General features: G+C 70.2%; 11 protein-coding genes. 6 read left to right on the plus strand and 5 right to left on the minus strand.

Features of this window, described 5'->3' with window-relative positions:
- Window positions 1-46: 46 nt before the first annotated feature.
- Window positions 47-871, minus strand: a complete 825-nt coding sequence (locus BOX37_RS06715) for a hypothetical protein (protein WP_071926883.1) — start codon at window positions 869-871, stop codon at window positions 47-49.
- A gap of 508 nt (window positions 872-1,379) precedes the next feature.
- Here BOX37_RS06715 and mihF point away from each other — a divergent pair.
- A complete protein-coding gene (gene mihF / locus BOX37_RS06720; RefSeq protein ID WP_019045768.1) occupies window positions 1,380-1,694 on the plus strand; it encodes an integration host factor, actinobacterial type in 315 nt (104 codons plus the stop codon).
- An 85-nt stretch (window positions 1,695-1,779) separates the two neighbouring features.
- Here the strand turns inward: mihF and BOX37_RS06725 are convergent, their stop codons facing one another.
- Window positions 1,780-2,955 (minus strand): FHA domain-containing protein, encoded by a 1,176-nt coding sequence (locus BOX37_RS06725; RefSeq protein WP_071926884.1) that lies wholly within the window; start codon window positions 2,953-2,955, stop codon window positions 1,780-1,782.
- A gap of 341 nt (window positions 2,956-3,296) precedes the next feature.
- Between BOX37_RS06725 and BOX37_RS06730 the strand changes: the two genes are divergently transcribed.
- Both BOX37_RS06730 and BOX37_RS06735 read left to right on the plus strand, forming a co-directional pair.
- Window positions 3,297-3,971: a TetR/AcrR family transcriptional regulator gene (locus BOX37_RS06730; protein WP_071931240.1), complete on the plus strand. Its 675-nt coding sequence runs from the start codon at window positions 3,297-3,299 to the stop codon at window positions 3,969-3,971.
- Window positions 3,968-4,507 (plus strand): GNAT family N-acetyltransferase, encoded by a 540-nt coding sequence (locus BOX37_RS06735; protein ID WP_071926885.1) that lies wholly within the window; start codon window positions 3,968-3,970, stop codon window positions 4,505-4,507. The genes BOX37_RS06730 and BOX37_RS06735 overlap by 4 nt, the downstream gene beginning before the upstream one ends.
- A gap of 107 nt (window positions 4,508-4,614) precedes the next feature.
- On the opposite strand, the gene BOX37_RS06740 is transcribed toward BOX37_RS06735, so the two are convergent.
- A complete protein-coding gene (locus BOX37_RS06740; RefSeq protein ID WP_071926886.1) occupies window positions 4,615-6,165 on the minus strand; it encodes a glycerol-3-phosphate dehydrogenase/oxidase in 1,551 nt (516 codons plus the stop codon).
- Window positions 6,155-6,775 carry a TetR/AcrR family transcriptional regulator gene (locus BOX37_RS06745; protein ID WP_071926887.1) on the minus strand — a complete coding sequence of 207 codons (621 nt, stop codon included), beginning with the start codon at window positions 6,773-6,775 and terminating at the stop codon, window positions 6,155-6,157. The genes BOX37_RS06740 and BOX37_RS06745 overlap by 11 nt, the downstream gene beginning before the upstream one ends.
- A 246-nt stretch (window positions 6,776-7,021) precedes the next feature.
- On the opposite strand from BOX37_RS06745, the gene BOX37_RS06750 reads away from it, so the two are divergent.
- Both BOX37_RS06750 and BOX37_RS06755 read left to right on the plus strand, forming a co-directional pair.
- Window positions 7,022-8,599 carry an FAD-binding oxidoreductase gene (locus BOX37_RS06750; RefSeq protein ID WP_156910706.1) on the plus strand — a complete coding sequence of 526 codons (1,578 nt, stop codon included), beginning with the start codon at window positions 7,022-7,024 and terminating at the stop codon, window positions 8,597-8,599.
- On the plus strand, window positions 8,596-9,546 hold the full coding sequence (locus tag BOX37_RS06755) for a YegS/Rv2252/BmrU family lipid kinase (RefSeq protein ID WP_071926889.1): 951 nt from the start codon (window positions 8,596-8,598) through the stop codon (window positions 9,544-9,546). The genes BOX37_RS06750 and BOX37_RS06755 overlap by 4 nt, the downstream gene beginning before the upstream one ends.
- Window positions 9,547-9,566: 20 nt before the next feature.
- Here BOX37_RS06755 and BOX37_RS06760 read toward each other — a convergent pair whose 3' ends face one another.
- On the minus strand, window positions 9,567-10,262 hold the full coding sequence (locus BOX37_RS06760; protein WP_240505245.1) for an ATP-binding protein: 696 nt from the start codon (window positions 10,260-10,262) through the stop codon (window positions 9,567-9,569).
- A gap of 361 nt (window positions 10,263-10,623) precedes the next feature.
- Here BOX37_RS06760 and BOX37_RS06765 point away from each other — a divergent pair, with 361 nt between their 5' ends.
- Window positions 10,624-13,302: a valine--tRNA ligase gene (locus tag BOX37_RS06765; RefSeq protein ID WP_071926890.1), complete on the plus strand. Its 2,679-nt coding sequence runs from the start codon at window positions 10,624-10,626 to the stop codon at window positions 13,300-13,302.
- The last annotated feature ends 80 nt before the right edge of the window (window positions 13,303-13,382 follow it).

A 13,382-nucleotide genomic window follows, 5' to 3' on the forward strand; every position in this document is an offset into this window, starting at 1 on the left:
CGTCGGATCCGATCCGGCGGGCGCTTCGCTGTGGTGGGTGATCACATCAGGAGTGCGAGCCTTGGCTCGCCCGGAACGCGGGGGCGGCCGAGAGCATGTCCTCGGCGTCGTCGGCCGGGATCTCGGCCGAGGCGCGGGCGATGGCGGTGGCGTAGCGGGCGCTGGCGGCGTTGTGGATGAGCAGGGCCACGCCGATCATCACCGGGGCCACCGCGTGCACGGCCGCGTCGTACCAGTTGCCCGCGCTCAGGTGGGGATAGGTGTTGAGCGCGATGGTGAGGGTGAGCAGGAACATCTCGGCCACCATCACCTGGGTGCGATTGCCGATCACGCCCCACTCGGAGACGCGCGTGGTGCCGATCATGATGATGATCAGGCAGACGCTGATCATCGCCTCCAGGCCGAAGCTGGCCCAGTAGAGCGGGTCGCTGGGGCCGCCGGGGGCGATGTTGTGCTGGACATTCACCGCCGACCAGAGCATCCCGGCGATCACGACGCCGGCCAGCGCGCGCAGCGACCAGGTGCGGTGCTGGTAGAGCGAGGCCAGCCGGGCGCGCGGATTGGATTCGCGGCGCTGGGCGGCGATCGCCTTGCGAGCCAGCATCAGGTCGGCCATCTCGGCGCGTTCGAGCTCTTCGTTGGTCTCGCGCAGTCGGTCGGCGTGCATGGAGGCCGCCTTGATCTGCTTCCAGCGCTGGTCGCGCTCGTAGGTGCGGATCTTCTCGGCGAGTTCGCGCTCGGCGCGCAATTCGTCTTCCGACAGCGCGTCGGTCAGGGCCGGGTCGGACTGATAGCCAATTCGCCGCCGGGCTCGATCGACCCGGTCGGGCAGCGAGACGACCTCGTCGTCGAGCGGGTGTTCCTCGCGCATGCAACTCCAGTCAGCAAAAGTGTTCGCCGGGTCGCGTCATTCTTAGCGCATCGAGCGGCGGAGAGCACATCCGCGGGCCGTTTCGCTCCCGACTCGCGGCAACCGGAAATCCCGTGGCACACAACTGTGTAGCTGTCTCGAGCATCTTCACCGGATACGGTGACAACCGGTTGACCGGTCGCGCCCGGGCCGAGGAGCTTCGTTGATCCTCCGTGGTTCGCCGTTGAACCTTGATCCCGTGAAGTGCTTCTGCTGATGTGTCGTCGCAGGTGGGTGCGGTGTTACGGCCGCGGAAAGTGGTCCGCCATTCGCTGTCGGGTACCCGCCGTGGCAACGATCCATTCGTCCGTTTGGTCCGTCTTGCAGGTCGTTCACCCATTACGACGGGCCGAGCACGCAAAACTCATCGGCGTATCCTCGCGGTGTGTCGGACTGGTGCTGCCGATCCTGTGCTGTTTACTCGGTCCGTCAATCAGATGTTCGAGTGACGAGTGGAAGCGGAGGAGACATGGCACTGCCTACGATGACCGCCGAACAGCGCACCGAGGCGTTGGCCAAAGCGGCTGCCGTGCGCAAGGCGCGCTCGGAACTGATCGGCAAGGTGAAGGAGGGCAAGGTCACCGTCGCCGATCTGCTCAAGAAGGCCGACAGCGACGACCTGGTGAAGAAGACCAAGGTCGCTGCCGTGATCAAGGCGCTGCCGGGCGTTGGCCCGGTGAAGGCCGCCAAGCTGATGGATCAGGCCGAGATTCCCGAGGATCGCCGCATCGGCGGCCTCGGTGCTCGCCAGCGCGCGGCCCTGCTCGACGCCCTCGAGGCCTGAGCCGCATCGCGATCCGGCGCCCGTGGAACGTGCACGACCACGGGCGTCGGGATGGTCTGCGCTCAGCAGCGCGGGTCAGTCGAAGTCAGACACAGTAGGTCAGCAGGAAGTCGTTGATGCGCAGGCGCCAGCCCGGTTGCAGTTCGATGGGCAGGGTGCCGACGCGTGACCAGCGTTCGCTGTCGGGGGCGGCGAAGAAGGTGCCGGACGTGGCGGGGGCCTCCCGGACGAACACCTTGCCGCGGTCGGGTGCGACGAACGCGTGGACGCGGGAGACGAGCCGGTCGCGTTCGATCAGAATGGGGGTTGCCGCGGCGGCGCGCACCGATTCGTCGCCGGAGGGATTGCGGCCGAGTACATAGGACCGATCCAGTGGGTAGCTGAGCCCGTCCTCGGTGACGAGGGCGCCGCGCGGGCTGCTCGGATTGCTGAGCTGGGTCTTGCTCAGTGCGACGGGTTCGGACCGTTGCGCGGCGTCGAGCGCCTGTGACCAGGCCAGGGGAGCATTGTTCGCGGGGGAACTGCGCTGACCGGTGCTGACGGTCGCGCTGTCGCCGGTGTCGGGGCGAGCGCCCGCGCTCACCGTTTTGCTCTCGGGCCCACTCGGCTCGCCTGCGGGCAGGTGACCGGTGGCCGGACCCGGCGCCGGGAAGCCCGCGGTCGCCGGCAGCGCGTCGCCGCCCGATGAGCCGTTGGGTTCGCGCAGGGCGCGAAAACCGGTCGCCTCGGTCGGTGGTGGTTCGTCGGCGGTCTCGACGCGGCGCGGCGCCGGATTGCGGCGACGGCCGAGCGTGAGGACGAAGCCGTTGCCGTTGACGATGCCCGCCCGCAGATCGGTGCGCGGATTGGCGCTGGTCGGGTCGGCCATCTCGGCGCCGACCGCGATCCGCCGGACCGGCTCGCGGATGATCTCGTCGACCCAGGTGAAGGCGCGATCACCGGCCAGCCTGCGGTTGCCCTCGGCGCCGGAGATCTCCGCGATCACCGCGCCGCGCAAGAGAATCAGCATGCCGTCGGCCGTCGGAGCCAGCACGCCGAACGGCGGCGGGGCAGACGTGCCACCGAAGACGACCCCGGCCAGCCGCTGCGCCAACGCCGCACCGGGCGCCGAGGCCGCGGTGTTGTTGGCGACGGTCTCGACCGCGCCGAGTAAACGATCGGTGGACGGGGTCTCCCCCGCGAGATAGACCACCACGTCACCGAAACGGGCGACGATTCCCGTCCCCGGCACGATGGCCACGGTGGACGAATGCGCGTGCATCAACGCCTCCTTCTCGGACCGGCCTCTGCCAGCATAGAGGGCCGAACGCGCGGCGATAAGGGGCCGACGGTGAAACGGTCGGCGACCGAGGTGGTCGCCGACCCTGCCGAGCGCTTGGTGCGGTATCGAATTCGCTGGTCAGCGGGCCTGATTTGAATCCTCTGTCGCGCAACAGCGTCGGTGCGGTGGGCGGGCGTCACGAAGTCGCCCGCGTCCGCGGCGCGCAGGAGGGCGGTGGTGTTCGGCCGTGGGCCGATCCGTCGATCAGGCGGGGAGGAAACCCAAGATCGCGAACGGTGTTCGTGTCAAACGGCGTTCGACGGCTGCGTATCATCGAGGGCATGAATGTCGCACCCGTCAGTCGCCGGGCCCGACCGGCGAAAGCCCCGCTGAGTCGCGATCTCGTCATCGAGACCGGTCTGCGCATCCTCGACACCGAGGGCCTCGCCGCGCTCACCATGCGCCGGGTCGCGCAGGAACTCGATACCGGCGCCGCCTCGCTCTACGTCTACGTCGCCAATCGCGACGACCTGATGACCGGCATGCTCGACCACGTCCTCGCCGGAGTCCCCGCGCCCGTCCAGGGCGATTGGCGGCAGCGCCTCACCACCCTGGTCGAGACGACCGTCGACGCACTGGCCCGCCATGAAGGCCTCGCTCTGGTCGCCTTCGGCCGAATCCCCACCACCGAACACACCCTCGGCCTGATCGAGCAGCTGCTCGCCCTGCTGCGCGAAGGCGGACTCGATCCGGCCGCCGCCACCTGGGCCGTCGACCTCATCCACCTGCACATCACCGCCGAGGCCGCCGAGCGGGCCGCCCACTACACCACGGGCGGCTACGCGGTCGACCACCTCGCCGAGATCTCGCGCCGCGTCGCCGAATTGCCCGCCGAGCGGTACCCGACCATCGTCGCGCAGCGCTCGCAGATGCTCGACGGCGACAGTGACGACCGCGCCCGCTGGGCCCTGCGGGCCGTGCTCAACGGCATCCTCGCCACCCCGGTCGTCCGATGACGCGCACCTGTGCGGCCATCCGGCCTGCCATCGAGGACGAGATCGAACTCCTGCGGCGGATCGAGGAGCGCGCCGGGGCGCCGTTCGCCGGGATCGGGATGCATGCCGTCGCCGAGGACGAGCCCCCGCCGCGAGAGGTCCTGCGCGCCTTCATCACCGAGGGCCGCGCCTGGGTGTGGCCCGACGCCGAGGACCGGCCCATCGGCTACCTGGTGCTGAGCCTGGTCGACGGCCAACCCCATATCGACCAGGTTTCCATCGACCCCGCCCACGCCGGACAGCGCATCGGCAAACGCCTGATCGACCACGCTGTGCGGTGGTCGAAAGACCGTGGGCTGCACGAGATCACCTTGACCACGTTCACCCAGGTGCCGTGGAACGGCCCGTACTACGAGCGTCTCGGCTTCGCCTACATCGACCCCGCTGACGAGCCACCCGGTCTGCGGGCGATCCGTGCGACCGAGTCGGCCAACGGGCTGGACGAATGGCCGCGTGCGTGCATGCGGGCCGACCTGGACACCTGGGTGGTGGATTGAGTGGGTGGCGGACTTCGTGTCGGGGAGTGCGGTAGGTGGCGGACCGGGGTTCTCGCGCGAGGTGTATTCACTGGTAGGTGAGCGGTCGCCTCGCGTCGAGGTGGTGGTCAGTGGGGGACCGGGGTGTTGCGGGTGAAGGCGGCTTCGGCGGCGGGGAGGGCGGCTGCGCGGTCGGCGGGGATCAGGCCGATGCGGGTGCGGCGGTCGAGGAGGTCGTCGACGGTGAGGGCGCCTTCGTGGGTGATGGCGAAGTCGAATTCGGCGGCGGTGACGTCGATGCCGGGGGCGACGGGCTCGCGGAGGGCGGGGTCGGCGAGCCAGGCCGAGACGATCTGGCTCGCTTCGCTGCCGTAGCGCTCGATGAGCACGCCGGGGGCGTCGATGCGGTCCCGGGCCGCGCCCGCGACCGCGCCGACGAGCGGAAGCCGGGTGGTTCGGCAGTTCGCGGCGGGGAGCGCCGACTGGGCGACCGCGGCGTCTACGGCGTCTTGCGCCATCTGGCGGTAGGTGGTGAGTTTGCCGCCGACGATGGTGATCAGGCCGTCGGGTGCGGTGAGGACCGCGTGTTCGCGGGAGATGTCGGCGGTGCTGTCGTCGGCGGTCTGCAGCAGCGGGCGCAGGCCGGCGAAGCGGCCGCGGATGTCGGCGCGGGTCAACGGTTCGCGCAGGGCGGTGTTGATGGTGTCGAGCAGGAAGTCGACCTCGGCCTCGGTGGGCTGCGGCTCGTCGGGGATCGGGCCGGGCGCGTCCTCGTCGGTCAGGCCCAGGTAGACACGTCCGTGCGCGGCGGGCAGGGCGAAGACGAAGCGGCTGATGCTGCCGGGCACCGGCACGGTGAGCGCCGCGCTCAGGCCACCGAAGGCGGCGGCGTCGAACACCAGGTGGGTGCCTCGGCTGGGGCGCAGCTCGATGCTGTGGTCGAGCTCGCCCGCCCACACGCCGGTCGCGTTGATCACCGCACGCGCCCGCACCGGCAAGGTCTCACCGGTCAGGCTGTCGCGCAGCCGCACCGAATCACCGGTCGCGGCAATGGCCTCCATCCGGGTGAGCACGGTCGCGCCCTCGGCGGCGGCGGTGCGGGCCAGCGCGACGACCAGGCGCGCGTCGTCGACGAGCTGACCGTCCCACGCCTGCAGACCACCGCGCAGCCCCTCGCGGCGCACGGTGGGGGCGAGGCGCAACGCCTCGGCGGCCGCGACCCGGCGCGAACGGGGCAGGGTGGCAGCCGAGGTGCGCGCCGCGATCCGCAACGCGTCACCGGCGGCGAAACCCGCACGGATCAGCGAACTCTGGGCTCCCTTGATGCCGGGCAGCAGTGGCACCAGCTGGGGGAGTGGGCGCACCAGGTGCGGTGCGGTGGTGCGCAACAGGATGCCGCGCTCGACCGCGCTCTCGTGCGCGATACCGACGCGCCCGCTCGCCAGATAGCGCAGGCCGCCGTGCACGAGTTTCGAACTCCAGCGGCTGGTGCCGAACGCGAAGTCGTTGCGCTCCACCAGCAGGGTGCGCAGGCCGCGCGCGGCCGCGTCGAGGGCGGCGCCGGTGCCGGTCACGCCGCCGCCGATCACCACCACGTCGACCTCGGGATGATCACCGAGGGCGGTCAGTTCGGCTGTGCGGCGCGCCGCGTTGAGATCGGGCGTGGAATCAGGAGTCATCGCAGTCCTTGTCGGGTAACGGGAGTAGGTAACCCTCGATCGCCCTCGACAACTCGGCGTCGAACTGCGCACCGGCCAGCAGCGGCTCGACCGTGCCCGCCGACTGCACCGCCGACTGGGTGATGAGCAGCAGCATGGTCGCCATCTGCTGGGCGTCACCGGACCGGATCGACCCGTCGTCGTGACCGAGCCGGATCGAGGCCGCGAACAGCTCGATCAGGGTGCGCTGATTGCGGCCCAACCTGCCGAACACATAGGTCAGCATGAGGTCGGTGTCGGTGCGGAAGATCTTGGCGAACACCGCGTTCGAGCGGATCGCGCCCGCGCCCGCGACGATGCCGCGCACCAGCCGGTCCCGGCCCAGGCCCGCGTCGGGCATGGTCTCGCCGACGATCGTGCGCAGTTCGCGTACCAGCAGTTCCGCGATCAGCGACCCGGTGTCGGGCCAGCGGCGATACACCGTCGGTCGACTGACGCCCGCGCGGCGCGCCACCTCGGTGAGCGTGGTGCGGCGCACCCCGAAGTCGACGACGCAGGCCCGAGTGGCATCGAGAATCGCCACGTCGGTAGACGAGAGCTGCTGGTCAGCATGGGGAGCGAGGTCGATCATCGTGCTTCACCGCCGGTGTGGTCGCGGACGCGGTGGTGCCGCGCCGTGGTCGGGCTGGAACGCCCAAGGGTATCGAGCGGGCCAGTGGGGTTGCCGTCGTGAATTCGTGGCGGTGACATCCGACAGCGATGTGGATGCCATTCGAGGACATGTCGTAGTGGTTACTGCTTGACACTATATGTCAGACTGTAACGCATGGTCGAGACACACAGCGAAAAGTCCGGGTCCGCCACCGTGGCGCCGAGTATGGTGTGGGACGCCTGGGGTGTCCCCGCCGGGCATCAGCCGCTGTCGGCGCAGATCCGAGGCCTGCTCACGCAGGTGTTCGGCATCTCGGGCGAGCCGGTGGCGCGTCGTGACGAGGGCGACGTGCCGCTGCGCCCCTCGGTCCTCACCGACGCCGACCGCGACGGACTGGTCGACGTCGTCGGTGCCGAACACCTCAGCACCGCCGACGTCGACCGGCTCCGGCACGCGGGCGGCAAGAGCACCCCCGACCTGCTGCGCCGCCGGGAGACCGCGCCGCAGGACGCCCCCGACGCCGTCGTCTTCCCCGCCGATCACGCCGAGGTGCTCGCGCTGCTGCGGTACTGCGCCGAGCACGGCATCGCGGTCGTCCCGTTCGGCGGCGGCACCAGCGTGGTCGGCGGCGTCGACCCGGTCCGCGGGCAGTTCGCCACCGTCATCGCGCTCGACCTGCGCAGGCTCGACACGCTCACCGAGGTCGATCCGGTCAGTGGGACCGCCACCCTCGGCGCCGGACTCACCGGCCCGCGGGCCGAGGAATTGCTCGGCGCGCACGGTCTCTCGCTCGGGCACTTCCCGCAGAGTTTCGAATTCGCCAGCATCGGCGGGTTCGCCGCCACCCGGTCCTCGGGGCAGGCTTCCGCCGGGTACGGCCGTTTCGACGACATGGTGGTGCGCCTGGCGGTCGCCACTCCGCAGGGCAGCCTCGACCTCGGCCGCGCCCCCGCCTCGGCGGCCGGGCCCGACCTGCGCGAACTGTTCGTCGGCTCCGAGGGGACCCTCGGCATCATCACCTCGGTCACCCTGCGCGTGCATCCGGTGCCCGACACCACTGCCTACCAGGCCTGGTCGTTCCCGGACTTCGCCACCGGCGCGGCCGCGCTGCGCGGCCTCGTGCAGACGGGCGCGGCGCCGACCGTGCTGCGCCTGTCCGACGAGGCCGAGACCGGACTGAACCTGGCCCGCTCCGGTGACGTCGGCGGTCACCCGGTTTCGGGATGCCTGGCCATCACCACCTTCGAGGGCACCGCGGCCCATGTCGCCGCTCGCTCGGCCGAGGCCGAGGCGCTGCTGACCGCGGCCGGCGGCACCGCGCTCGGGGAGGCCCCGGCACGCCAGTGGGCGCACGGCCGCTTCGCCGCGCCCTACCTGCGTGACGCGCTGCTCGATGTCGGTGTGCTGTGCGAGACGCTCGAAACCGCCACCAGCTGGGCGAATCTGGCCAACCTGAAGGCGAAGGTCACCGCCGCGCTGACCGACGCGCTCGGTGCCCAGGGCACCCCGGCGCTGGTCATGTGCCACATCTCGCACACCTATCCGAGCGGCGCCTCGCTGTACTTCACCGTGGTCGCCAAGCAGCTCGACGATCCGATCGCGCAGTGGCGTCTGGCCAAGACCGCGGTCGGTGACGCCATCGTGGCCGCGGGTGGCACCATCACCCATCATCACGCCGTCGGCGCCGACCATCGCCCGTGGATGGCTGCCGAGGTCGGTGACCTCGGTGTCCGCGTGCTCCGCGCGGTGAAACGCGAACTCGACCCCGCCGGGGTGCTCAATCCTGGAAAGCTGATGCCGTGAGCGAACATTCGGTGCGGCGCGTACTCGTCGTCACCAACCCGCATTCCGGGGCAGGACGGGGCGACGGCGTCGCCGAGGCCGTGCTGGACACCCTGCTGTCGCACGGCATCGAGGTGGCCGAGGTACGCGCGCCGAGCGCGGCCGAATCGGTCGAAGAGGTCAGGGCGGCGGTGGCGAATCCGGGCAGGCGACCCGACGCCGTGGTCTGTGTCGGCGGCGACGGGCTGATGAACGTGCTGCTGGCGGCCGTCGCGCACAGCGGTGTGCCGCTCGGTCTGGTACCCGCGGGCACCGGCAACGACCTGGCGCGTGAGCTGGGAATTCCGACGGGCAACCCCGGCGCGGCCACCGAGATCGTGCTGCGCGGCCGCGCCCGCACCATCGACCTGGGCCGGATCGAGTCGGTCTACGCGACGCCGACCTGGTTCGCCACGGTCGTCGGCACCGGGTTCGATGCCCGAGTCACCCTGCGTGCCAACAAGATGCGCTACCCGCGTGGACCGCTGCGCTACACCGTCGCCGCGATCGCCGAACTGATGCGCGGTTACACCCTGCCGTTCACGATCGAACTGTCCGGCCTGGCGCCGGGAGCGCAGGACAACCCGCCCGAGGACCACACGGTGCTGCGCACCGATGCTGTGATGGCCCCGATCGGCAACACCCGCACCTATGGCGGCGGCATGCTGGTGTGCCCCGATGCCCTCGCCGACGACGGCTACCTCGACATCACCGTGGTCGGCGCGGTGTCGCGGCTGGAGATGGCGCGACTGCTGCCCGCGCTCTCGGCGGGCAAGCGCATCGACCACCCGTCGACCAAGCGCTACCGCGCCCGGCGCATCACCGTCAGCGCCGACGGCGGCTACGCCACGGCCGACGGCGAGCCCGCCGGGATGCTGCCGGTCACTGTGCAGGCGATGCCAGGGGCATTGACGGTCTTGGTGCCATGAGTCGCTGACGCTGAGGCGGGTCAGTGGGCGTCGAAGGTGATGCGGGAGACGGTGCGCAGCGTCGGGCGGTCGATGATCACCGCGGAGGCCGAGGCTGGTGCGGTGGTCGACGCGTGGCCGGGCTCGCGGGCGCCGAGGGCGCGCATCATGCGTTCCCAGCGGCGGACGTGGGCGGTGAAGGCCACGCCGTTGACGAGTCTGCCCCGGGTGACCTGACCCACTCTGGCCTGCGTCGCCGGCACGTCGATCAGCACCAGGTGCAGATCGCGTCCGCCCGCGCGGGTCCAGCGGGTGATCAGCGCGCGGCTCCACGCGAAGGTGGCGCAGTCGTGGATGGCGACCGGGCCCTGGGTCTCGCGCAGGGTGTCGCGGATCGCGCGGTAGTGCGCCAGGTGCACCAGTGGTCGCCACAGGGCGTACGGCGTGCGGCCGAAGCGGTGGCGTAGCCGGTTGCGGGTGTGGTTCGAGTCGAGCACCAGGGCGCCGGCGGCGGAGCGTACCGGGTGGTCGGCGTCCGGGCCGGCCCCGAAGAAGCGGTGCAGCGCGGTGGATTTACCCGCGCCGGGGACACCGGCGAAGACCAGGACGGTAGCGCTGGGGTAGTGGAGTTCGTCGACCTCGGCGGCCCGGAGATCGACCAGATCGACCGGGGTGATGATTCGCGGCTGGGCGGAGCGGGGCGCGGAGGGTGATGGGGAATCGAGCGGTGGCGTCACCCGCACCAGAATCCAGGAAAACGGACAATTCGACAATCGGGGATTGCCCTGACATTGTTCCCGGACAGGGTTGTGGGACAACGACTTCCGCGTGTCGGCGGCGTGGCGTTGGGAGGTGTCACCATCACCTTTGTTCGTTGTGTTCAGTGAAGCTGAGAATTGCCTATGGATTGCCCTGGTGGGGGTGAACGGCCGGTAGGATCACGGCAGTAGACGGAGTCGTCGGTGTCCCTCATCCACCGACGATTCCGTCTCTGTTTTTCGCACCACCGGGGGGTGCGAGTTCGGGGAGCGCGGGGCTGGGAGTGCGGTCGGGTCGGGGTGGGTAAATCGCTTCGCTGGGGCCCCTTAGGATTGGGGCGTGACCAGCGCAGCCCCAGACAACTCGCGTAATCGTGCCGATGCCCTGCCCAAGAGCTGGAACCCCGGCGAGGTAGAGGCCGACCTGTACGAGGGCTGGGTAGCGGCCGGATACTTCACCGCCGACACGTCCTCGGCCAAGCCGCCGTACTCGATCGTGCTGCCACCGCCGAACGTCACCGGCACGCTGCACATGGGGCACGCGCTCGACCACACCCTGATGGACCTGCTCACCCGGCGCAAGCGGATGCAGGGTTACGAGGTGCTGTGGCTGCCGGGCATGGACCACGCGGGCATCGCCACCCAGTCGGTGGTGGAGAAGCAACTCGCCGCCGACGGCAAGACCAAAGAAGAGTTCGGTCGTGAGCTGTTCATCGACAAGGTGTGGGACTGGAAGCGCGAGTCCGGCGGGCAGATCCAGGGGCAGATGCGTCGCCTCGGTGACGGCGTCGACTGGAGTCGTGACCGCTTCACCATGGACGACGGCCTGTCTCGCGCGGTGCAGACCATCTTCAAGCGTCTCTACGACGCGGGGCTGATCTATCGCGCCGAGCGGCTGGTCAACTGGTCACCGGTGCTGCAGACCGGCATCTCCGATCTCGAGGTCGACCACAAGGAGGTCGACGGCGAGCTCGTGAGCCTGCGCTACGGCTCGCTCAGCGACGACGAACCGCACGTCATCGTGGCGACCACCCGCGTCGAGACCATGCTCGGTGACACCGCCGTGGCGGTCCACCCGGACGACGAGCGGTACAAGGCGCTCATCGGTACCACCGTCCACCATCCGATCACCGGCCGTCAGATCCCGATCGTCGCCGACGACTACGTCGACCCGGAGTTCGGTTCCGGCGCGGTCAAGATCACCCCCGCGCACGACCCCAACGACTTCGAGCTCGGCCTGCGCCACGGCCTGCCCATGCCGACGATCATGGACAAGGCCGGCCGGATCGCCGACAGCGGAACCGAATTCGACGGCATGGACCGCTTCGAGGCTCGCGTCAAGATCCGCGAGCGCCTCGACGCCGAAGGCCGCATCGTCGGCCGCAAGTTCCCCTACAAGCACCAGGTCGGCCACTCGGAGCGCTCCGGCGAGCCGATCGAGCCGCGCCTGTCGATGCAGTGGTGGGTCAAGGTCGAGGCGCTCGCGAAGGCCGCCGGTGACGCCGTGCGCGAGGGCGAGGTGAAGATCCATCCGGCCAGCCAGGAACCGCGCTGGTTCGACTGGGTCGACAACATGCACGACTGGACCATCTCGCGTCAGCTGTGGTGGGGCCACCGCATCCCGATCTGGTACGGCCCCGAGGGCGAGATCGTCTGCCTTGGCCCCGGCGAGGAAGCGCCCGAGGGCTGGGTGCAGGACCCCGATGTGCTCGACACCTGGTTCTCCTCGGGCCTGTGGCCCTTCTCCACGATGGGCTGGCCCGACGCCACCGAAGAGCTGGCCGAGTTCTATCCGACCAGCGTCCTCGTCACCGGCTACGACATCCTGTTCTTCTGGGTGGCCAGGATGATGATGTTCGGCATGTACGTCAGCGACGACCCGGTCCTCACGGCCGGGAAGGGCAGCCAGAAGCAGGTGCCCTTCCAGGACGTCTTCCTGCACGGCCTGATCCGCGACCAGCACGGCAAGAAGATGTCGAAGTCGCGCGGCAACGGCATCGACCCGCTGGACTGGATCAACGCCTACGGCGCCGACGCGCTGCGCTTCACCCTGGCCCGCGGCGCCCAGCCCGGCGGCGACCTCTCCGTCGGCGAAGCGCACGCGCTGGCCTCGCGCAGTTTCGTCACCAAGCTGTTCAACGCCACCAAGTTCGCGCTGATGAACGGCGCGCGCTCGGGCGAGCTGCCCCCGCGCAAGACCCTCACCGACGCCGACCGGTGGATCGTCGACCGGCTCGACCAGGTCCGCGCCGAGGTCGACGCCGCCTTCGACGCCTACGAGTTCGGCAAGGCCTGCGAGGCGCTCTACCACTTCGCCTGGGACGAACTGTGCGACTGGTACCTCGAGCTGTCGAAGGTGCAGTTCGCCGAGTCCGACGCGCGCGCCGAGAGCACGGCCGTGGTGCTGGGCACCGTGCTCGACGCGGTGCTGCGTCTGCTGCACCCGGTGATCCCATTCGTCACCGAGACTCTGTGGAAGACGCTCACCGGCGGCGAATCGGTGGTGATCGCCCCGTGGCCGCAGGCCAGTGGCGTCGCCACCGACGAGGTCGCGGCGCAGCGGGTGGCCGACACCCAGCGCCTGATCACCGAGATCCGCCGCTTCCGCGGCGACCAGGGCTTGGCCGACAAGCAGAAGGTCAAGGCCAGGCTGGCCGGGCTCGACAAGGCCGGGCTCGCCGGATTCGCCGGCTCGGTGGCCAACCTGGCCCGGCTCACCGAGCCGGGCGAGGACTTCGCCACCACCGCCGAGGTGGAGGTGCGCCTGTCCGGCGCGACGGTCACCGTGGAACTCGACACCTCGGGCGCGATCGACCTCGACGCCGAGCGCCGTCGCCTGGAGAAGGACCTCGCGGTCGCGCAGAAGGACCTCGATCAGACCACGGCGAAACTGGCCAACGACGCCTTCCTGGCCAAGGCGCCGCAGCCGGTCGTCGACAAGATCACCGGCCGTCGCGATGTCGCCGCCGCCGAAGTCGCCCGCATCGGCGCCCGCCTGGCGGAGCTGAGCGCCAAGTGAGCGACACCGGCGATCTCGGCCCCGAGGACGCCGACTTCGGCGGCAGCGACTACGAAGCGGCCCGGCTCGGCAGTGGGCCG

Origin of the sequence: Nocardia mangyaensis, from assembly GCF_001886715.1 — a bacterium.
Taxonomy (GTDB): Bacteria; Actinomycetota; Actinomycetes; order Mycobacteriales; family Mycobacteriaceae; genus Nocardia; species Nocardia mangyaensis.